Source organism: uncultured Pseudomonas sp., assembly GCF_913777995.1.
Taxonomy (GTDB): Bacteria; Pseudomonadota; Gammaproteobacteria; order Pseudomonadales; family Pseudomonadaceae; genus Aquipseudomonas.
Genome location: NZ_CAJYVE010000044.1, coordinates 1 through 20,547, shown reverse-complemented (window position 1 = coordinate 20,547; position 20,547 = coordinate 1). Strand labels below are relative to the sequence as shown.

The window sequence follows — 20,547 nt, the reverse complement described above, 5'->3', positions numbered from 1 at the left end:
CGTGCGTAAACCGTCTGTGCCTTGCAGGTAGGCTTTGACGGCGGTGAGCCTGAATGGCTCTGTGTACTTACTCATAACACCCCCCAAGGGTTGGATTAATCTCCAACTTCTTGGGGGCAGTTCACTTGGTGGGAGCGAGCAAGCTCGCTCCCACGGGGTAACTGACCAGTATTGGGCCTAACAGCGACTAAAGCGGCTGGCCCTTCATGCCAGCCATCAAAACGCTACTCTGCGTAACGCCCCCCTTCCTCTACGCCCGCTCGCGCGCTTTAAAACCGTGCATTTTCCGGCGCAGTGCCTCATCACGTAACACTTTGTTGCGACCGCTACGCCCAGGGCTTTTCGGCTTTCTCGTTCAACCCCTTGAATTGCCTCCATAAATAGCGCAGGAGCAGAAACTGGCCCGCAATCTGCTTAAGTGAATCCGTGGATAATTGGATACACTTATACAGGTCTCGTCATGCACCCAGCGCTCTCGTACACCGAACGGCCCCCGGTCACTGCTGAAGAAGAGGCCTACAACTTCCTGCTCGGCGCCATCTGCGCCGGGCGTTATCGCAAGGGCGACCGCCTGGTCGCCGAAGAGATCGCCAGCGAGATCGGCACCAGCCGCATGCCGGTACGCGAGGCGTTCCGGCGTCTGGATGCCCAAGGCCTGGTGACCCTGCGCCCCAATCGCGGTGCGGTGGTCAGCGGCCTGGACATCGAACAGATGTCCGAAGTCTTCGAGATGCGCAGCGCCCTGGAGGGCCTGGCGATCCGCGTGGCCACGCCCAAGCTCACCGAACGCCACCTGACCCTGCTCGAACGCTTGCTCGACGACATGGACAACTGCGGCGACGACGCCGCGCAATGGGTCATGCGCCACCGGATCTTCCACGAATACCTGTGCAGCCTCAGCGAGCGCCCGCGCCTGCTCAAGCAGATCGTCGCGCTGTACTCGCTGATCGAGGCGCCCATGCGCCTGTGGCTGGAGCATGGCGACAAGCCGCTCAGCGGCCGCGAAGAACACCAGCAGATCATCGATGCGCTGCGCAGCGGCGACCCGGCGCTGGCCGAGCGGGTGATACACGAACACATCGAGGGCACCCTGCCCTCACTGACCGAGTTCCTGCAGAACGAACAATAACCCGGCAGGCCCGGTCCACGGGCCGCCACGAAGTCGTCTCCCTGAATGCTGCCCCACCCCTACACACAGCAAAACGGAGTTTCATCATGCGCCTTTCGTACTCGCTTGCAGCCGCTGTATCCCTGTCCCTGGCCTGCGCTGCTGCCTCGGCCGCACCGGTCATCCCTGACCGCCTGAAGTCCGCCGACAAACTGACCTACTGCTCGGGCATGGACTCGCCGCCGCTGGTGTCCTTCGATGCCCAGCAGAAACCGGTCGGCCTGGCCATCGACCTGGGCACGGAGATCGCCAAGCGCCTGGGCGACAAGAAAGTCGACTGGCGGGTGATTCCCTTCTCCGGCCTGGTACCGGCCCTGCTGGCCAGCCAGTGCGACCTGATCGTCGACCAGCTGTTCGACAAGCCCGAGCGGCGCCAGGTGATCGACATCGTCAACTACATGTACTCCAGCCAGTCGGTGGTAGTCCCCAAGGGCAACCCCAAGGGCATCAACAGCCTTGACGACCTGTCGGGCAAGAAGATCGCCGTGCTCAATGGCTCGACCATCAAGACCCTGCTCGATGCGCACAACGAGCAGCTGACCAAGGCCGGCAAGGAGCCGATGAAACTGTCGGTCTATAACTCCGATACCGACGCCTTCCAGGCCCTGCGCATCAGCCAGGTGGATGCCTACGGCACCACGGTGGAAACCGCCGGCTACTACGCCGCCATGGCGCCAGACCTGTTCCAGGAAGGCGTACCGGCGTTCAGCAAGATCCTCACCGGCATCGGCGTACGCAAGACCGATCCGCAACTGTCCGCCGCCGTGCAGCAGATCCTCGACGACATGCGCAGCGACGGCAGCTACACCGCGCTGCTGGCGAAGTGGAACGTTGCTAGCGACAAGCTCGACTGACGGAGACGGGTGATGAACTTCAATTGGGAAATCTTCTGGCAGTACCTGCTGCAACCCAGCGGGATCTACCTCAACGCGCTGTGGCTGACTTGCGCCATCGCGGTGCTGGCGATGTCGCTGGGCGTGGTGCTGGGGCTGATCGCCGCGCTGATGCGCCTGTCCAGCAACCCGATGCTGCAGTACCCGGTGCGGTTCTACGTGTGGTTGATGCGCGGCACGCCACTGCTGGTACAGATCGTGTTCCTCTACACGGCGCTGGCTGCCGGGGGCATTTTCCGTTTCCAGGACATCGACCTGGGGCTGTTCATCCTGCCCGGCAACATCCAGGCCGCGATCATCGCGCTAGGCCTTAACGAAGGCGCCTACATGGCGGAAATCATCCGCGCCGGTATCGGCGCGGTGGACAAGGGGCAGTACGAAGCCGGTCGCTCGCTGGGCATGACCTTCGGCAAGCTGATGCAGCGCATCGTCCTGCCCCAGGCCTTCCGCATCATCGTTCCGCCGATCGGCAACGAATTCAACGTGATGCTCAAGAACACCACGCTGGTCAGCGTCATCGGCGTGCAGGAGCTGCTGCTGAGCACGCAGATGATCACCTCGGCGACTTTCCGGGTGTTCGAGCTGTACCTGGTGGTTGCCATCTACTTCCTGCTGCTGACCACCCTCTGGGGCTTCTTCCAGCGCTGGCTGGAGCATCGCTTCGGACAGTCGGAGCGGCGCCCGGAAAGCGCGTCGCGGCGCATGTTCGGCGGTTTCGCTGCACGCTTTTCGAGAGGTCGCTGAGATGCAAGACACGAACACGGATTACGTCATCGAAGCCCTGGAGCTGCACAAGGCCTTCGGCGAACTGGACATCCTCAAGGGGGTGACCTTGCAAGTGCAACGTGGTGAGGTGGTGGTGCTGATCGGTGCTTCCGGCTCGGGCAAGACCACCTTCATCCGCTGCATCAACCTGCTCGAGGACATCCAGAGCGGTCGTATTCGCGTCAACGGCAAGCCCATGGGCTATCGCGAACGCCCCGACGGCAGCCTGGTGCGCGACAGCGAGCGCAACATCGCCCGCCAGCGCCGCGACATCGGCATGGTCTTCCAGCGCTTCAACCTGTTCCCGCACATGACCGCGCTGGAGAACATCATCGAGGCGCCGACCCAGGTGCTCGGCGTCAGCAAGGGTACGGCCATCGAGCATGCCCGCGAACTGCTCAGGCAGGTGGGCCTGGCCGACAAGGCCGACCATTACCCTTCGATGCTTTCCGGCGGCCAGCAACAGCGCGTGGCCATCGCCCGCGCCCTGGCCATGAAGCCCCAGGCCATGCTGTTCGACGAACCGACCAGCGCCCTCGACCCGGAAACCGTCGGCGAGGTGCTGCAAGTGATGAAACAGCTCGCCGAGGACGGCATGACCATGGTGGTGGTGACCCACGAAATGGGCTTTGCCCGGGAAGTGGCCGACCGGGTGGTGGTCCTCGACAAGGGCGAACTGATCGAACAAGGCCCGCCCGAACAGATCTTCAACAATCCCAGCCATCCACGCACGCGCGCCTTTCTCAGCCGCGTCCTGTCGGAGCACGCACCATGCTGACGTTTTCTGCCCAGCGCTACCCCTATGCCTCGCAACGCCAGAGCGTCTTCGCCAGGCGTGGCATGGTGGCAGCCTCCCAGCCACTGGCCGCCGAAGCCGGCATCGACATCATGCGCCGCGGCGGCAACGCCATCGATGCCGCCATCGCCACGGCGGCGGCACTGACGGTGGTGGAGCCCACCGGCTGCGGCATCGGCGGCGACGCCTTCGCCCTGGTCTGGGTCAAGGGCCAGCTGCACGGCCTGGACGCCAGCGGGCACGCCCCGGCGGCACTGAACATCGAGGCTGTCAGGGCCAGCGGTGCCGAGGCCATGCCGCTGTATGGCTGGACCCCGGTCACCGTGCCCGGCTGCCCCGCCGCCTGGGCCGAGCTGTCCAGGCGCTTCGGGCGCCTGCCGTTCGCTGAATTGCTGCAACCGGCCATCTCGCTGGCCGAAGAAGGCTTCCCGCTGTCGCCGGTGGTCGCCCGCCAATGGCAGACCGCCTATAACGACTTTTCCGCCAAGCGCGAACCGGCCATGCAGGCCTGGTTCGACACCTTCCTCATCGACGGCAAGGTGCCCAAGGCCGGCGAGCTGTTCCGCAACCCGGACCAGGCCCGCACCCTGAAGGAACTGGCCGAAACCGGCTGTGAAAGCTTCTACCGCGGGGCTCTGGCCGAGCGGATCGACGCGGCGTCACGCCAGGGCGGCGGCTACCTGCGCCAGAGCGACCTGCAAAGCTACAAACCGCGCTGGGTCGAGCCGATCAGCGTCAACTACCGTGGCTACGATGTCTGGGAAATCCCGCCCAGTGGTCAAGGGCTGGTGGCGCTGATGACCCTGCAAATCCTCAAGGGCTTCGACTTCGACCATCGCGACAGCCTGAGTACCTGGCACCGCCAGATCGAAGCCTTGAAGCTGGCCTACAGCGACGGCCTGCATCACATCACCGACCCGGAGCACATGCGCGTGGCAGTCGCCGACCTGCTCGGCGAAGCCTACACGCAACGGCGCCGGGCGCTGATCGGCGATACCGCGCTGGAGCCCAAAGCCGGTGACCCGCATGCCAGCGGCACGGTGTACCTGGCCACCGCCGACGCCGAAGGCAACATGGTGTCGTTCATCCAGAGCAACTACCACGGCTTCGGCTCTGGGGTGGTGGTGCCCGGCTGCGGCATCGCCCTGCAGAACCGTGGCCAGGAGTTCAGCCTGGACCCTGGCCACGCCAATACCCTGCAACCTGGCAAAAAGACCTTCCACACCATCATCCCCGGCTTCATCAGCCACAACGGCCAGCCGGTCGGGCCGTTCGGCGTGATGGGGGGCTACATGCAGCCGCAAGGCCACGTGCAGATGGTGATGAACCTGGTGGACTTCGGCCTCAACCCGCAGGCCGCGCTGGACGCGCCGCGCTGGCAGTGGCTGGGCGGCATGAAGGTGGGCATCGAACAGGCCGCTTCCCGCGACCTGGCCGCCGCCCTGCAGGGCATGGGGCACCAGGTCGAAGTGGCCTGCGATTCGGTGGACTACGGTCGCGGTCAGATCATCGTCCGCGACCCGGTCAGCGGGGTGCTGTGCGGCGGCACCGAACCGCGTGCCGACTCGCACATCGCCGTGTGGTAAGCCGGTCGCTTCATTCGGCCGGCAGGTAACCCGGCAGCGCCTGGATGCGCGACATCCAGCGCTGCACATGGGGATAGGCGCCGAGGTCGACACCGCCCTCGGGGGCCAGCAGCACATAGGGATACACCGCGCAATCGGCAATGGTCGGCCGGCCGATGGCCAGCCAGTCATGTTGCGCCAGGTGTCCGTCCAGCACCGCCAGCAGGGCATGCGCCTTGTCCAGTGCCACTTGCTTGTCCAGCGCATAGCCAAAGCGGTCCACCAGGCGCGCGGCGCACAAACCGTGCTGAACCTCGTTGGCGGCGGTGGACAGCCACTGCACCACTTCCGCCTGCGCGGCCGGCTCGCTCGGCCACCAGGCCAAGCCGCCATAGGCACCGGCCAGGTACACCAGAATGGCCTGGGCATCACGCAGTACCCGCGAACCATCCACCAGCACCGGCACCTGGCCCAGAGGGTTGAGCGCCAGGAATGGCGCCTGGCGATGTTCGCCGGCGGCCAGATCCACGCCGACCAGTTCCAGATCGATGTGCGCCAGGGCGGCGAACAGGCGGACCTTGTAGCAGTTGCCAGAGGCGGTCAGGTCGTAGAGTTTCATGCAGCAGCTCCTTCGGGAATCAGTTGGTTGAACTCCAGGACGTTGCCGTCCGGATCGCGGATGAACAGCGCGATACGCCGTGGCCCGATACGGTGTGGGCCCTGAGTGACGCGAATACCCTGCTCGCCCAGCCAGTCCTGCAGGCGCTGCAGGTCGTCGACGATGAACGCCGGGTGGGTGATGCCCGGCAGCTTCACGGCCGCATCGAGCAGTACGTTGTGCGCATCGGGCAGGCGTGCGCCGTTGAAGATCAGGTTGATGCGTACACCATCGGCGCTGAGCATCTCGTTGGCTTCATGCTCGGGAAAGCTCGCGCTTTCGACAAAACCCAGGGCCTGGTAGAAGGCCAGCGCGCGGGTTCTGTTGCTGACCCGTATGCCGATATGATCGTAGGCCTGGATGCGCGCCGGGTTGACGCGGTGGGGGTTCGGAAACATGAGGTGGGCTCCTTGGCGGTTGATGGACACAGTGTCCCCCACCGCCCGGCGCGGACCTATGGCCTGGGCCTGATAAGACTTATTCATTCATTGCACAGATAGCGAGGACCGATGGACAGGCTCAAGGCCATGGCCAATTTCGTACGCATCGTCGACAGCGGCAGCCTCAGTTCGGCGGCGGACGCCAGCGGCCAGTCAGTGGCATCCGTGGTGCGCTCGCTGGCGGCCCTGGAGAAGCACCTGGGCGTGCGCCTGCTCAACCGCACCACCCGACGCATGGCACTGACCGACGAAGGCAGTGAATACCTGGCGTGGAGCCGCCGCATGTTCGCCGACTTCGATGCCATGCAGCAGCGCCTGGACGCCCGGCGCCAGACCCCGGGTGGCCTGCTGCGCCTGACCGCACCGGTGGAGTTCGGCCAGCAGCATCTGGCGCCGTTGGTGAGCGAGTTTCTCAAGGCGCACCCGCAGATGCGTGTGGAGCTGACCTTCAGCGACCTGATCGTCGACCTGCTCGACCAGGGCCTCGACCTGGCGGTGCGCATCGGCCGCCTGCCGGACTCCTCGCTGGTGGCGCGGGCCATCGGGCGTACCCGCCTGGTCACCTGCGCCAGCCCGCATTACCTGCAGCAAGCCCCGGCGTTGCTGCACCCGCAAGACCTCGAAGCTCACGACTGCATCGTCTACACCGGCCAGGGCCGGCACTGGTATTTCCAGGAGGCGCATGGCGAGCGCGGTCAGGAGATCCAGCCGCGCCTGACCACCAACCAGGTACGTGCCGCGCGCCAGGCCGCGATCGACGGCCTGGGTGTCACCCGCCTGCTGCATTACCAGGCTTGCACGGCCCTTGCCGATGGCCGGCTGCAGCGTGTCCTGCGCGAGTTCGAACCTCAGGACCTGCCCATCCAGCTGGTCTACCCCCACGCCCGAACGCTGCCGGCCCGGGTACGCAGTTTCATCGACTGGGCAGCGCCGCGCCTGGAGGCGCAAATACCCGACCCGAACGTGTTCGGAAAAACGGCGGCCGTGCGGTAACGGGAACAGTTGAAAGCTGACAAACCGGTAATTAGTTAGTCATGCAACTATTAAATCAGCCCTCTTCAAGAGCGGTATGCGAATGAGAGAAATACTTATAATCACGCCTGTATATACAACGGGAGTTTGACGCCAGCTTATTGAAAAGCCTCTGTATTTGTGGATTGGATCCAACCAACACAATACCGCCAATAATTAAACGGCGGCTTGAAAATATAGTTTGCAGAAAGCCTGCACCGCGGATAGATTCCAAGCTGAACCTTTCCTGAAAACGGCTGTGATGAGGTAGTCCCATGCCAACCAGCCTGCCTCTCTCGACCACCGCCTGCCACCTCGACTTTGCAGAACTGCAAATCATCAACGAGATCGAAGGCCTGTCGGAAATTCTTCGACTGGTGTTGATGCGTACCGGCTTGAAGTTTGCTGCCATCGGCAAGTTTTCCGACGAGCATTGGATCGCTTATATCATCAATGATGAAATGCACCTGGGTATCAAACCCGGACATGCGATTCCCCAGGAAGTTGCGCTTTGCACTCAGGTGTTACGGGACCAGGCTGAACTTGTTATTCCGCACGCCAGCCAAGACCCGTACTACAAGCATCACCCGAACATCGTCAAGTTTGGTCTGGACTGCTACATCTCGTTCCCGGTGTACCTGACCAACGGTGAACTGTTCGGCTCGCTGTGCGCGACGGCCCCGCATTCGGCGGCCATCCTCAACGACCCGGAACTGATCGAATCGCTGCGCCTGTTCGCTCGGTTGAGCGGTCGCCTGCTCTCCACCCCGCCCTGCCATATCCATCATTGACCACCTGCCCGATCCGGGCAGGCGATCCGTTTGCGCTCAGCAACTACCGGGTGGAATGCCGTCCTTGTTGAAATCCTTCAGGCGCTCGCGTTCCTTGGCCGTGGAATGCGCCGGAACGTCCTCCTGCATGGGTGGTTCGGGACGTTGCTGCTTGTCGTCACTCATGATGATGCCCTCCAGTGTTCACTGCTTGGGCAGCCGGCAGCACGAGCCGTTCAACCTGATTACAGGGTCATGAGCATCTCGTGCCAGGCCATACCGCCATGGTCCGAGGCCGAGGGTTGTACATAGCGGTAGCCAAGGCGCTGGTACAGTGCAACGTGGCGCTCCTTGCACATCAGGTGGATGCTGCGCTTGTCCAGGCCACGCATGCGCCGCACGTATTCGTCCATCAGCCGTGAAGCATGACCCTGACCTTGCCAGGCCGGGTCGACGACCACCGACATGATCACCACGTTGGACGCCGCCGGGTCATGGCCGATGAGTTCCTTGAAGGCTTCATCGGCCATCTGCACCTCATGGGCACAGCCGCCGTTGATGAAACCGATGACCTGCCCTTCGGCCTCCAGGATCAGAAAGCCTTCCGGGTACTGGGCGATACGCGTGGCGATCTTTTCCAGGGTCGCGGCCTCATCGCCTTCATAGGCGCTGGTTTCGATCTGGAAGCAACGTAAGGCGTCGGCGGGCGTGGCTGGGCGAAAGCTGGGGTTGGGCATACGAGCTCCTGAAGATCGTTGGGCGGGCATGGTAATGAATTACCAGCCCGCCGGTACTGCATTTTCTTCAGGTGCCCATGAGCGATAAAGCATCGGCGGCGGGTCTGGTCGTGGCTAAGGCCAATACCGGTGAGTTAGGGACGATCTGACTTATGTTTGGAGCTTGCTCGCGAAGAGGCCGGCAAACCTCATGCATCTGTTGTGAACGTGACGCCGCCTTCGCGAGCACGCTCGCTCCAACGGCCTAATTGACCCGTATTGTGGCTAAGGCCAATACAGCTCAGTTAGCCGTTAGGTGGCCCGGTGGGAGCGGCTTTAGCCGCGAAAGCGCCAGGAAATTCACTGCATCTTCTGTGAACAGGCGGTCGCTTCGCGGCTGAAGCCGCTTGTACCCGGTCTAACTTATCGGTACAGACCGGTGGATATCGCCCCGCGCCTACAACCAGCCCTTGATCTGCCGCGCCACTTCCTCGGTGGAGATGCCATAGCGATCATGCAGGGTCGGCAAGGCACCGGCATCGAGGAAGGCGTCGGGCAAGGCGATCTGCCGGAAGGTCGGGGTCACGCCGTTGCGCAGCAACACGCTGGCCACCGCTTCGCCCAGGCCGCCGATGATCGAATGGTTCTCTGCCGTCACCACCAGCCGCCCCGGCTTGCGTGCTTCGGCGAGGATGGTCTGCTCGTCCAGCGGCTTGATGGTCGGCACGTGCAATACCGCCACGTCCACACCGTCGGCCTGCAGCTTTTCCGCAGCCTCCAGGGCACGCATGGTCATCAACCCGGTAGCGATGACCAGCACCTCGTTGCCGGGGCGGATCACCTGGGCCTTGCCGAGCTGGAACTTGTAGTCGTAGCGGTCCAGCACCAGCGGCACGTTGCCGCGCAGCAGGCGCATGTACACCGGACCCTGGTGCTCGGCGATGGCCACCGTGGCCTGCTCGATCTCCAGCGCATCGCAAGGGTCGACGATGGTCAGGTTGGGCATGGCGCGGAAAATCGCCAGGTCATCGGTGGCCTGGTGGCTGGGGCCGTAGCCGGTGGTCAGGCCCGGCAGGCCGCAGACGATCTTGACGTTGAGGTTCTCCTCGGCAATCGCCATGCAGATGAAGTCATAGGCTCGCCGCGAAGCGAACACCGCGTAGGTGGTGGCGAACGGCACGCAGCCTTCGCGGGCCATGCCGGCAGCGGCGCTCATCAGCAACTGCTCGGCCATGCCCATCTGATAGAAGCGCTGCGGGTGCGCCTTGGCGAAGATGTGCAGGTCGGTGTACTTCGACAGGTCGGCGCTCAGGCCGACAATCTCCGGGCGCTGCTCGGCCAGGGCCGCCAGGGCGTGGCCAAAAGGCGCCGAGCGGGTCGGCTGCCCTTCGGCGGCGATCGAGGCGATCATCGCCGAAGTGGTCAAGCGTTTCTTGCCGGTCTCGACGGCGGTGGATTTGACGGTACTCATGCGGTTCTCCCGGCCTCAAGGTTTTCCAGTGCAATGTCCCATTCGTGCTCGTCGACGCGGATGAAGTGGGTCTTTTCGCGGCTTTCCAGGAACGGCACGCCCTTGCCCATGCGTGTGTCGCAGATGATCACCCGGGGTTGTGCGCCCGGATGCTGGCGCGCGGCATCGAAGGCCTGCACCAACGCCTGGAGGTCGTTGCCGTCAACGCGCTGGGTGAACCAGCCGAACGCCTGCCAGCGGTCGACGATGGGTTCGAAGGCCAGCACTTCGCTGGAGTGACCGTCGGCCTGCTGGTTGTTGACGTCGACGATGGCGATCAGGTTGTCGAGCTTCCAGTGCGAGGCGGACATCACCGCCTCCCAGGTCGAGCCCTCGTTAAGCTCGCCGTCGGACAGCAGGTTGTAGACGAACGACTCACTGTGCTTGCGCTTGAGGCCCAGGCAGGCGCCCACTGCGATACCCAGGCCATGGCCGAGGGAACCACCGGTGATTTCCATGCCCGGGGTGTAGGCGGCCATGCCCGACATCGGCAGGCGGCTGTCGTCGGTGCCGTAGGTTTCCAGCTCATCCAGGGGAATGACCTGAGCCTCGATGAGCGCGGCATACAGGGCGATGGCGTAGTGACCGATGGACAGGTAGAAACGGTCCCGCCCTTCCCACTCGGGGTCGTCGGGGCGCAGCTGCATGGCGTGGAAGTAGGACACGGCCAGCAGGTCGGCGGCGCCCAGGGCCTGGCCCACGTAACCCTGGCCCTGCACCTGACCCATGCGCAGGGCATGGCGGCGGATGTTATGGGCACGTTCGCCCAGGCTCACAGCAGTTGCGGGTGATTGGTTAGCGCTCATTGCGTCACTCCTCGAATCAACGATTGACCAGCGCGGCCGGTACACGCAGCACCAGGGTGGCGCCGAACAGCAGCACGCCAGTGATCAGGTACATGCCGATGGCACTGGAGCCGGTGTTGGTGGTGATCCAGCCGATCAGGTAGGGGGAACAGAAACCGGCCAGGTTGGCGAAGCTGTTCACTGCGGCGATGCCAGCGGCAGCCGAGACACCGCCAAGCAAGGTGGTGGGCAGCATCCAGAACAACGAGGAAGCCGAGAGAATGCCCGCCGCCGCCAGGCACAGGCTGGCCACCGACAGCAACAGGTTGCCGCCCAGCACAGCGGCCAGGCTCAGGCCGGCCGCGCCGAGGACCATCGGGATCACCAGGTGCCAGCGGCGCTCCTGGTGCTTGTCGCCACTGCGCCCGGCCAGCAGCATGGCGACGATGGCGCACAGGTACGGCAGGCTGGTCATCATGCCGATGTGCAAGGGGTCAGACAGGCCGGCATTGCGGATCAGGGTCGGCAACCAGAAGGTGATGGCGTACTGACCCATGACCACGCAGAAGTAGATGCCAGCCAGCAGCCACAGGCGGCGGTCACGGATGAACTCGCCGACCGAACCGTGGGTAACCTTCTGCCGGTTGTCTTCTTCCAGCTCCTTCTGCACCAGCTGCTTTTCCTCGGCGCTCAGCCAGGTGGCCTGGTGCACGCCGTCCTTCAGGTAGCCGAGCACCATGAGGCCGACCACCACGGTAGGAATCGCCTCGATGACGAACATCCATTGCCAGCCGGCCCAGCCATGCACGCCGGCGAACGCGTTCATGATCCAGCCCGACAGCGGGCCGCCGATCATCCCCGACAGCGGAATGGCCACGAACCACAGCACGGTCATCTTGGCGCGCCGATACGACGGGAACCAATAGGTGAGGTACAGCAGCAGCCCCGGGGCCAGGCCGGCTTCGGCGATGCCCAGCAGAAAGCGCAGTGCGTAGAACTGCCAGGCGGTTTCGACGAAGGCGAACATCCCCGAGATGATGCCCCAGGTGATCATGATGCGGGCGATCCAGCGCCGGGCGCCGACCTTGTGCAGGATGATGTTGCTGGGTACTTCGAACAGGAAATAGCCGATGAAGAACATGCCGGCGCCCAGGCCATACACCGCTTCGCTGAGCGACAGGTCGTTCATCATCTGCAGCTTGGCGAACCCGACATTGACCCGGTCCAGGTAGGCGCACAGGTAGCAGAGCATCAGGAACGGCATCAGCCGCCATGCGGTCTTGCGGTAGGCGTTGGAGCGCACGGAGGTGGCCGCTTCGAGTGACAGGGTAGTCATGATGGTCTTCTCTTTTATTGTTATGGACCGCCCCGCAGCGTCTGGCCGCAGCCGCCACCACGCCCTGCCCGGTGGGCTGCGACGCAGTGGCGGTCATGTGCTTGTGGCGTGGCCAGGCTGCGGGGCAGCAGCGAACAGCAAGAGCGTATCAGTGGATCAGCATGCCGCCGTTGACATCCAGGGTGATGCCGGTGAGGTAGCTGGACAGGTCACTGGCCAGGAACAGCGCGGCATTGCCGACATCCTGCGCCTGGCCCAGGCGGCCCAGCGGAATGCCGTCGATGATCGCGTGGCGACGCTCGTCCTGCATCAGGCCGCCGGTGATGTCGGTCTGGATCAGACCTGGAGCGATGGAGTTGACCCGTACGCTGTCTGGCCCCAGTTCCCGGGCCATGGCCCGCGCCAAGCCCAGCACGCCGGCCTTGGCAGCGCTGTAGTGCGGGCCGCCGAAGATGCCCCCGCCGCGCTGGGCAGAGACCGACGACATGCACACGATGCTGCCGGACTTGCGGGCGCGCATGCTCGGGATTACCGCCTGCGACATCAGCAGCGTGCCGCGCAGGCTGACGTCCAGCACCTTGTCGTAGTCGCTGTGACCGATGTCGAGGATCTTCAGGGGTTGGGTGATGCCGGCGTTGTTGATCAGCACGTCGATGTGCCCGTAATGCTCCAGCACAGCGGCCACGGCACGCTGGACCTGGCCCTGGTCGGCAACGTTGGCAGCCAGGCCCAGATGTCCCTCGCCGAGGGCAGCGGCGGCATCGCGGGCCGCGGATTCGTCGAGGTCGAGGATCACCACGCGAGCACCCTGACGGGCAAAAATTTCAGCAGTGGCCCGGCCGATACCGCGTGCCGAGGCCGCGCCAGTGATGATTGCAACCTTGTCTTTCAAGAGCATGGGGCGTTCTCCCTATTGTTTTTATCGAGCCGATTTGCAGCAAATCGTGGCAACAGCTTGTGCCCCGCCCCCCACCTGAGCAATAACGTGAAATTCAGCAAGCACTGAAAAAAATTCAGCACTCGATCCGCTCGACACCTTTACTGTTCGCTCACGTCCGCAGGCTCCCTGCTCAGGAAAAACCATGCCCAACCCCACCGACACATCGCCCAACCTGCCTGCGCTCAAGGCTATCCAGGCCTTCGAGCAGACCGCGCGTTACGGCAACGTGGCCCGCGCGGCCGAACAGCTGAACCTCACGCCGTCGGCGGTCAGCCATCAATTGGCCAAGCTGGAATCGATGATCGGCCGTCAGTTGTTTCTGCGTAACGCCCGCGGGGTGACCCTGACCCCGGTGGGCGAGCAGTACCTGGCCGAGGTATCCGGTGTGCTGCACAGTCTGGCAGTGGCCACCGAGCGCGCCGCCAGCGACCGCAGCCTGGATTGCCTGCGCTTGCACGCCTCGCCCAGCTTCGGCTTCCTGTGGCTGATGCCGCGTATCGAACAGTTCCGCCAGAGCCACCCGGACATCCAGATCAACCTGTCGTGTTCCTACGAATCGCTGCATTTCAGCCGCGACAAGATCGACGTGGACATCCGCCACGGCCAGCCCAACTGGCCGACCCTGGAAGTGCGCAGCGTGCCCGATGAACATCTGGCGGTGATGGCTTCGCCCACGTTGCTGGCGAAACATCCGGTACAGGGCCCCGAAGACCTGCTGCACAGCCCGCTGGTGCTGTCGGAGGCCACGCTGGTCAACTGGCCGCAGTGGTTCGCCCAGCATGGCCTGTCACGGCCCGACAGCCCCTACCCGCTGAGCTTCGACCGTTCGTACATGGCCATGGAGGCGGCGCGCCTGGGTTTGGGCTTCGCCCTGGAGAGCACCCTGCTGGCGAAAGAGTTGCTGGCCAGGGGCGAACTGGTGGTCATCGAGCCGCAACGGCTCAGCGTGCCGGTGAGCGCGCACCACCTGGTATTCCCCAAGGCACACGCCGCGTTCCCCAGGGTCAGGCGCTTCCTGGAATGGATGCGCCAGGAACTGGGCCAGGACTTCAGGTATTGACGGCGGCGCCGGCAGGCACTGCTGCAGGTTGCGGGCGGTACAGCAGCCAGCGGTAGCAGGCCAGGCAGATCAGCCAGTCGATCAGCAGGGTCCAGACGTTATGGGAGAGAAAATGCGCGCCCTGCATCATCCGCCCCAAGGAAAACAGCACGCCCAGGCCGAGGGCCACGGCCAAGGCCACGCGCGCGGCACGCGGCTTGCGGTCACGTAGGGCGAAGAACAGCGCCAGCAGCGAAAAGCCGGTCGCCGCATGCCCGCCCGGCCAGCACAGCCCCGGCTTGAGGCTGGGGGCGCGGTGGCTGAGCAGCGGCGTGTGGGTCTCGACACCCCCGAAATCGCTCAGGCTCCAGGGGCACTGCACCTGGGTAAGGTTCTTCAGCGGCGTGATGATGCCGGTCGACAGCCCCATGGCCAACACGATGTAACCCAGGGTACGGCGCCAGGGCCGCAGGCTGGCCACCACCCAGCTCGCCGCGAAGCCGACGGCGAACAGCACCGCCAGGATGATGACCACCTGCTTGGCGCGGTCATGCAATACGGTTTCCAGCCAGTAACTGTGGGCGCCGATGAAGCCCTGCCCCGGTACATAGAACAGGTTGGCCAGGAAGTAGTCCACGGCGGTGGGATCGAAAATCAGCAACAACACCATGATGCCGATGGGAATACCGGCGGCCAGCCGAAAGTTGAAGGGACGTGAAATCGGGACCGTGGATGTTTCGGCCATGCAGGATGCTCCGCTGGATTACCGGGTAGGAAAGAATCGGAGTGTACGATTACTGCGGTCCGCTGTATGTGAATAGGTCGTGAGAAAAGTGTTCGTTCAGCTTCTCGACAGTCGGCGTGAGCGGCGTTGACATTTTTTCCACAAACCGTTGACGCTCATCGAACCGTTGGTGGTCTAGAGTCACTGTTGCCAACTCAAGAACGACCGCTGTTGCAATAACGGCGACCTGTGCATAGAACGAGCAACAATGAATATTCTAGTCATCGAAGACAACCGCGATATCCATGACAACCTGGTGGAGTTCCTGCAGCTCAAGGGGCATCAGGTCGAAGGCGCGCTGGACGGCCTGAGTGGCCTGCACCTGGCTGCCACAAAGCCTTTCGACGCGATCATCCTCGACATCATGCTGCCGGGCATCGACGGCAACCGTATCTGCCACAGCCTGCGCCAGCACTCGCGCTCGGATGTCACCATTCTGATGCTCAGCGCCCGCGACACCCTGGAAGACCGCCTGGTGGGCTTTTCTGCCGGGGCCGACGACTACGTGACCAAACCCTTTGCCATGACCGAAGTGCTGGCGCGCCTGGAGGCCATCGTCACCCGCCGCCTGGGCCAGGGCAACCGGGTGCTGAGCGTGGCCGACCTACGTTTCGACCTCGACACCCTGGAGGTCTCCAGGGGTGGCATACCCCTCAAGCTCAACCCCACGCACCTCAAGCTGCTGGAACTGCTGATGCGCCGCAGCCCGCACCTGGTGCAGCGCAAGGAGCTGGAGCAGGCGCTGTGGGGCAGCGACATGCCCAAGGGCGGCAGCCTGCGCAGCAACATCCATATTCTGCGCCGTACCCTGGACGGCGCCTTCGATACCGAACTGCTGCACACCGTGCATGGCCTTGGTTACAAGATCTGTACCGCGCAGGCGGCGGCAAGCTGAACCAAAGCTTTCTGCATCCTGAACCAATGCTTTCAGCGCCGCATTAAACCGCGTCGGGCGCCATGTTTCGGTAGCCGGAGCGACAGACAAGTCTCGATACTTCCGTCGCTCTGGCGGTAATGCAATATCGGGCGCCTGCAGCAACTCGGGCACCTTATTTCAACTTTCATGAAAGTAAATCGACATGCTGAAGATCAAGGCCGTACGTCCTGAAGTCGTGACCGTTCTTGCCAGCCTCTACTTGCTGCTGGGTTTCAACTCGAAACTCTGGGCGCATGTATTCCAGGTCACCGCACCCGACCATACAGGGTTTGTACTGGGCATCGTGTTTGCCGCATTGATCTGGATTCTGTTCAACATTCTGCTGACCCTGGTGGCCTTTCGCGGGGTGTTGAAGCCGGTGCTGATCACCCTGTTCATGCTCAGTTCCGGCATCGCCTACTTCATGAATGAATATGGCGTGATCTTCGACGCCGCCATGTTCCGCAATGTCGCCGAGACCAACCCGACCGAAGCCCTGGCCCTGCTGTCGGGCAAGTTGTTCCTCTACATTGTCTTGCTGGGCGTATTGCCCTCCTGGCTGCTGTACAAGACCCCCATCCGTTATCGCCGCTGGCCGGCGGAACTGCTCAGCAAGGCGCTGGTGAGCGTCGGCTGCGCCGCCCTACTGGGCGCCGTGGCGATGATCAACTATCAGGGCCTGGCTTCGCTGTTTCGCAACCACCACGAACTGCGCCTGATGGTGGTGCCCAGCAACCTGGTGGGTGCGGCCTACGGTTACCTGCGTGAGCAAGTCGCCACCGCCGGCACCACGCTGCGCCCGACTGCCACTGATGCGCAGCGTGACCCGGCCAGCCTGCAGCGCCCGCACAAGTCGTTGACCGTGCTGGTAGTGGGTGAAAGTGCCCGCGCCGAAAACTTCGGCCTGCTCGGTTACGCCCGCGACACCACGCCCAAGTTGCGCGCCGAAGGTGATGTGATCGCTTTCGGTGACGTGTGGTCGTGCGGTACGGAAACTGCCGTGTCGGTGCCGTGCATGTTTTCCAACCTGGGCCGCAAGCGTTACGACGCCGCCACCGCCCGCACCCAGGAAGGCCTGCTCGACGTACTCAAGCGCGCCGGCTACGACGTGGTGTGGCTGGACAACCAGGCCGGCTGCAAAGGCACCTGCGATCGGGTGACCTTCCAGGACCTGAGCAACGACAAGGACCCGGCGCTGTGCGCCAACCACGAATGCCGCGACATGATTCTGCTGCGCGACCTGCAGAGTCGCCTGGACAACCTGCAGCACGACACCGTGCTGGTCCTGCACCAGATGGGCAGCCACGGTCCCGAGTACTACAAGCGCTACCCGGCCGAATTCGAGAAATTCACCCCGGTGTGCCAGAGCAATGCGCTGAACAACTGCTCGCGGGAAAACATCATCAACGGCTATGACAACACGCTGCTCTACACCGACCACGTGCTGGCCACACTGATCGATACCCTGCGCCGCAACCAGGACAAGGTCGACACCGCCATGCTGTACCTGTCCGACCATGGCGAGTCGCTGGGCGAGTACAACCTGTTCCTGCACGGCACGCCGTACATGGTCGCCCCCGAGCAACAACGGCATATCCCCATGGTGGCGTGGTTCTCACCCAGCTACCGGCAGTCGTTCGGTGTCGACACCGACTGCCTGCAGAACAACCGCAACCTGCCGCTGAGCCAGGACAACCTGTTCCATTCGATGCTGGGCCTGCTGGACGTGAAGACCAGCGAGTACCAGAAGTCGCTGGACATGTTTGCGGCGTGCCGCAAGCCGTCGGCCTGAAGCACGCCGCACTGTGAGGGTGGGATCGATTGAGGCGTCATGCTGTCGGTCAAGCGCATCCCGTTCTGTTGGAGCTTGCTCGCGAAAAGCGGGCAAAGCCGCTGAGTTTGCTGTGAACGTGATGCCGCCTTCGCGAGCAAGCTCGCTCCCACGGTCTAACTGGCCAGCATTGGCTTTAGCCACCAAATCACCGGCACAAATAAAACGGCGCGGCCTCCGTGTGTAGGCCGTGCCGTTTATGCTGCGCTCGGTAACGGGATTGAATCAGGCTTCCAGCGCCCTCACCCGCTCACGGCGTGTTTCTTCGTCAGGCTGCTCGGTTGGCTGCAACACGAAGTCGAACTCGATCTCGGCAAAGCGGCCGCTGACACCATGCTGCGCCGCACGTGCTGCGTCTTCGCTGAAATGGATCTGCGCGATCAGCTCGTCACGGGTGGCGTAGGCGAAATCGTCATGCAGGTAGGGATCGCCTTCCAGGTTGATCTGCGTGGTCAGGTGCCGATGGCCCGGTGCGGAAATGAAGAAATGCACGTGCGCCGGGCGCTGGCCATGGCGACCCAACTGGTCGAGCAGGCCTTGGGTCGGACCATCCGGCGGGCAGCCGTAGCCGGACGGTACGATGCTGCGAAAACGATAACGGCCCTGGGCGTCGGTCTGGATGCGGCGGCGCAGGTTGAATTCCGACTGGCTCGGGTCGAAGTACGAATAGGTGCCTGCGGTGTTGGCATGCCACACATCGACGATGGCGTTGGCCAGTGGCTGGCCGTCGGTGTCACGCACCTGGCCCTGCATGAACAGCGGCGTGCCGGCATCAGTGCCGTCATCCAGGCGTGCTTCGTACTGGCTCAGCGGTGCACCGGCCACGTACAGCGGGCCTTCGATGGTGCGCGGGGTACCGCCGACATGCCCATTCTGCTCGTCTTCGGCGTCCAGCAGCAGGTCCAGGTAATGCTCCAGGCCCAGGCCGGCCACCAGCAGGCCGGCTTCCTGACGGGCGCCCAATTCGTTGAAGTAGTTGACCGCTTTCCAGAACTCTTCCGGGGTGATCTGCAGGTCTTCGATGATCTTGATCGAGTCGGTGAGAATACGGTGCACCACGGTCTTCATGCGCGGGTTGCCGGCATCCTGGTCGAAGCCCGAAGCGTTCTCGAAGAACTTCTGCACTTCAGCGGTGTGGGAGATACGTACGGTCATGGTGGTGGGTCCTCATCATTGTTCTTGTCAGACGTAGGTCGTGTTTTCGAGCCAGGCGGCTCAGCGGTCGTCGGCATGCACCGACGACGGATGGCGGCACAGCGGCGTGACTTCGATATCCATGTACGGGTAAAGCGGCAGTTGCATCAGGGTATCGTGCAGGGCCTGGTTGTCCGGCACGTCGAAAATGCTGAAGTTGGCATACAGGCCCGCAATGCGCCACAGATGACGCCAGGTGCCTTCGCGCTGCAGGCGCTGGGCCAGCTCCTTTTCATCGGCCTTGAGCTTGGCCGCCTGCTCGGCAGGCATGTCGACCGGCAGCTTGACGGTCATGCGCACGTGAAAAAGCATGGTGAGGCTCCTTATCGGTCAGGTTCAGCGGCGGGCGAAGCGCGCCAGGCGTTGTTCGTCCAGCTCCAGGCCCAGGCCTGGCGTGGTCGGGATCATCAGCTGGAAGTCGCGATACAGAGGCGCTTCGACGAGGATGTCCTCGGTCAGCAGCAGCGGCCCGAACAGCTCGGTATGCCATTCCAGCTTGTCGAGGGTGGCGAAGGCATGCGCCGAGGCCAGCGTGCCGACACTGCCTTCGAGCATGGTGCCGCCATACAGGCCTATACCGGCCGCCTCGGCAATCGCTGCGGTGCGCAATACCGCACGCGGGCCGCCGGTCTTGGCGATCTTCAGGGCGAAGATCGGTGCCACGCCCAGCTGGGCCAGGGCAAAGCTGTCGGGCACCGACTCGATGGCTTCGTCAGCCATCAGCGGGATCGGGCTATGGGCGTTGAGGCGTGCCATGCCGGCGCGGTCGAAGCGCGACAGCGGCTGTTCGATCAGCTCGACACCGGCCTCGGCCAGGCGTCGGCTGGCGCTGATGGCCACGGCCTCGCTCCAGGCCTGGTTGATGTCCACGCGCACGCTGGCACGCTCGCCCAGGGCCTTCTTGATCGCCGCCACGTGGGCGATGTCGCGGGCCACGTCACCCGCGCCGATCTTCAGCTTGAAGTGGCGATGACGACGGCGGTCGAGCATCTGTTCGGCTTCGTCGATATCACGACCGGTGTCGCCGCTGGCCAGGGTCCAGGCCACTTCCACACCCTCACGCACACGGCCGCCGAGCACTTCGGCCACTGGCAGGCCCAGGCGCTTGCCCTGGGCATCGAGCAAGGCGGTCTCCACCGCACTGCGGGCGAAGGTGTTGCCACGGATGCCACGGTCGACGCGCTGCATCGCGGCATTCAGGTTGGTGGCGTCCTGGCCGATCAGCAAGGGCGCGAACCAGGTATCGATATTGATCTTGATGCTTTCCGGGCTCTCCCCGGCGTAGGCCAGGCCGCCGATGGTAGTGGCTTCGCCGAGGCCCTGGCTGCCGTCGCTGCAGGTCAGGCGCAACAGCACCAGGGTCTGCCGCTGCAGGGTATGCATGGCCAGCTTGTGCGGGCGGATGGTGGGCAGGTCGACGAGGCAGGTGT

Annotated in this window: 22 protein-coding genes; 10 read left to right on the top strand and 12 right to left on the bottom strand. The window is 63.6% G+C overall.

Annotation, left to right across the window (positions count from 1 at the left end; genetic code table 11):
- Positions 1–460: 460 nt before the first annotated feature.
- The 5 genes from QZ497_RS18935 (at position 461) to QZ497_RS18915 (ending at position 5,208) form a co-directional block, all read left to right on the top strand.
- The gene (locus QZ497_RS18935; RefSeq protein WP_295477948.1) at positions 461–1,129 is read left to right on the top strand and encodes a GntR family transcriptional regulator; all 669 of its coding nucleotides are present in this window, start codon (positions 461–463) and stop codon (positions 1,127–1,129) included.
- A gap of 86 nt (positions 1,130–1,215) precedes the next feature.
- Positions 1,216–2,022 (top strand): ABC transporter substrate-binding protein, encoded by an 807-nt coding sequence (locus QZ497_RS18930; RefSeq protein ID WP_295477947.1) that lies wholly within the window; start codon positions 1,216–1,218, stop codon positions 2,020–2,022.
- A 12-nt stretch (positions 2,023–2,034) separates the two neighbouring features.
- Positions 2,035–2,805, top strand: coding sequence for an amino acid ABC transporter permease (locus QZ497_RS18925; RefSeq protein WP_295477944.1), 771 nt, complete (start codon positions 2,035–2,037; stop codon positions 2,803–2,805).
- Between the two features lies 1 nt (position 2,806).
- The gene (locus QZ497_RS18920) at positions 2,807–3,604 is read left to right on the top strand and encodes an amino acid ABC transporter ATP-binding protein (RefSeq protein WP_295477941.1); all 798 of its coding nucleotides are present in this window, start codon (positions 2,807–2,809) and stop codon (positions 3,602–3,604) included.
- Positions 3,598–5,208: a gamma-glutamyltransferase family protein gene (locus tag QZ497_RS18915; RefSeq protein WP_295477938.1), complete on the top strand. Its 1,611-nt coding sequence runs from the start codon at positions 3,598–3,600 to the stop codon at positions 5,206–5,208. Before QZ497_RS18920 ends, QZ497_RS18915 begins: the two co-directional genes overlap by 7 nt.
- A 10-nt stretch (positions 5,209–5,218) precedes the next feature.
- On the opposite strand, the gene QZ497_RS18910 is transcribed toward QZ497_RS18915, so the two are convergent.
- Together QZ497_RS18910 and QZ497_RS18905 are read right to left on the bottom strand one after the other, a co-directional pair.
- Entirely contained in the window at positions 5,219–5,806 is a 588-nt protein-coding gene (locus QZ497_RS18910) for a glutathione S-transferase family protein (protein WP_295477935.1), read from the bottom strand.
- Positions 5,803–6,243, bottom strand: a complete 441-nt coding sequence (locus QZ497_RS18905) for a VOC family protein (protein WP_295477932.1) — start codon at positions 6,241–6,243, stop codon at positions 5,803–5,805. Before QZ497_RS18905 ends, QZ497_RS18910 begins: the two co-directional genes overlap by 4 nt.
- Before the next feature lie 111 nt (positions 6,244–6,354).
- Between QZ497_RS18905 and QZ497_RS18900 the strand changes: the two genes are divergently transcribed.
- Both QZ497_RS18900 and QZ497_RS18895 read left to right on the top strand, forming a co-directional pair.
- Complete coding sequence (locus tag QZ497_RS18900; protein WP_295477929.1) at positions 6,355–7,278, top strand: LysR family transcriptional regulator; 924 nt, start codon at positions 6,355–6,357, stop codon at positions 7,276–7,278.
- A 293-nt stretch (positions 7,279–7,571) separates the two neighbouring features.
- Positions 7,572–8,087: a GAF domain-containing protein gene (locus QZ497_RS18895; protein ID WP_295477926.1), complete on the top strand. Its 516-nt coding sequence runs from the start codon at positions 7,572–7,574 to the stop codon at positions 8,085–8,087.
- Between the two features lie 36 nt (positions 8,088–8,123).
- Here the strand turns inward: QZ497_RS18895 and QZ497_RS18890 are convergent, their stop codons facing one another.
- The 6 genes from QZ497_RS18890 to QZ497_RS18865 all read right to left on the bottom strand — a co-directional run bounded on the left by QZ497_RS18890 (position 8,124) and on the right by QZ497_RS18865 (position 13,311).
- Complete coding sequence (locus QZ497_RS18890) at positions 8,124–8,252, bottom strand: hypothetical protein (RefSeq protein WP_295477923.1); 129 nt, start codon at positions 8,250–8,252, stop codon at positions 8,124–8,126.
- Positions 8,253–8,311: 59 nt separating this feature from the next.
- On the bottom strand, positions 8,312–8,803 hold the full coding sequence (locus QZ497_RS18885; RefSeq protein ID WP_295477921.1) for a GNAT family N-acetyltransferase: 492 nt from the start codon (positions 8,801–8,803) through the stop codon (positions 8,312–8,314).
- Positions 8,804–9,239: 436 nt separating this feature from the next.
- Complete coding sequence (locus QZ497_RS18880; RefSeq protein WP_295477918.1) at positions 9,240–10,253, bottom strand: transketolase family protein; 1,014 nt, start codon at positions 10,251–10,253, stop codon at positions 9,240–9,242.
- The gene (locus QZ497_RS18875) at positions 10,250–11,098 is read right to left on the bottom strand and encodes a transketolase (protein WP_295477915.1); all 849 of its coding nucleotides are present in this window, start codon (positions 11,096–11,098) and stop codon (positions 10,250–10,252) included. Before QZ497_RS18875 ends, QZ497_RS18880 begins: the two co-directional genes overlap by 4 nt.
- 16 nt (positions 11,099–11,114) lie before the next feature.
- Entirely contained in the window at positions 11,115–12,413 is a 1,299-nt protein-coding gene (locus tag QZ497_RS18870; protein ID WP_295477912.1) for an MFS transporter, read from the bottom strand.
- A gap of 148 nt (positions 12,414–12,561) precedes the next feature.
- Positions 12,562–13,311, bottom strand: coding sequence for an SDR family NAD(P)-dependent oxidoreductase (locus QZ497_RS18865; RefSeq protein WP_295477909.1), 750 nt, complete (start codon positions 13,309–13,311; stop codon positions 12,562–12,564).
- Between the two features lie 184 nt (positions 13,312–13,495).
- Here QZ497_RS18865 and QZ497_RS18860 point away from each other — a divergent pair, with 184 nt between their 5' ends.
- Positions 13,496–14,413, top strand: a complete 918-nt coding sequence (locus QZ497_RS18860) for a LysR substrate-binding domain-containing protein (RefSeq protein WP_295477906.1) — start codon at positions 13,496–13,498, stop codon at positions 14,411–14,413.
- On the opposite strand, the gene QZ497_RS18855 is transcribed toward QZ497_RS18860, so the two are convergent.
- A complete protein-coding gene (locus tag QZ497_RS18855) occupies positions 14,403–15,137 on the bottom strand; it encodes a phosphatase PAP2 family protein (protein ID WP_295477903.1) in 735 nt (244 codons plus the stop codon). The two genes, QZ497_RS18860 and QZ497_RS18855, sit on opposite strands and share 11 nt — an antisense overlap.
- Positions 15,138–15,384: 247 nt before the next feature.
- Between QZ497_RS18855 and QZ497_RS18850 the strand changes: the two genes are divergently transcribed.
- Together QZ497_RS18850 and QZ497_RS18845 are read left to right on the top strand one after the other, a co-directional pair.
- The gene (locus tag QZ497_RS18850) at positions 15,385–16,071 is read left to right on the top strand and encodes a response regulator transcription factor (RefSeq protein ID WP_295477900.1); all 687 of its coding nucleotides are present in this window, start codon (positions 15,385–15,387) and stop codon (positions 16,069–16,071) included.
- Between the two features lie 184 nt (positions 16,072–16,255).
- The gene (locus tag QZ497_RS18845) at positions 16,256–17,884 is read left to right on the top strand and encodes a phosphoethanolamine transferase (protein ID WP_295477897.1); all 1,629 of its coding nucleotides are present in this window, start codon (positions 16,256–16,258) and stop codon (positions 17,882–17,884) included.
- 264 nt (positions 17,885–18,148) lie between these two features.
- Here QZ497_RS18845 and catA read toward each other — a convergent pair whose 3' ends face one another.
- The 3 genes from catA to QZ497_RS18830 form a co-directional block, all read right to left on the bottom strand.
- Positions 18,149–19,078, bottom strand: coding sequence for a catechol 1,2-dioxygenase (gene catA, locus QZ497_RS18840; protein WP_295477895.1), 930 nt, complete (start codon positions 19,076–19,078; stop codon positions 18,149–18,151).
- 60 nt (positions 19,079–19,138) lie between these two features.
- The gene (catC, locus tag QZ497_RS18835; protein ID WP_295477892.1) at positions 19,139–19,429 is read right to left on the bottom strand and encodes a muconolactone Delta-isomerase; all 291 of its coding nucleotides are present in this window, start codon (positions 19,427–19,429) and stop codon (positions 19,139–19,141) included.
- A 24-nt stretch (positions 19,430–19,453) separates the two neighbouring features.
- A partial coding sequence (locus QZ497_RS18830; protein WP_295477889.1) for a muconate cycloisomerase family protein occupies positions 19,454–20,547 on the bottom strand: 1,094 nt, incomplete at its 5' end.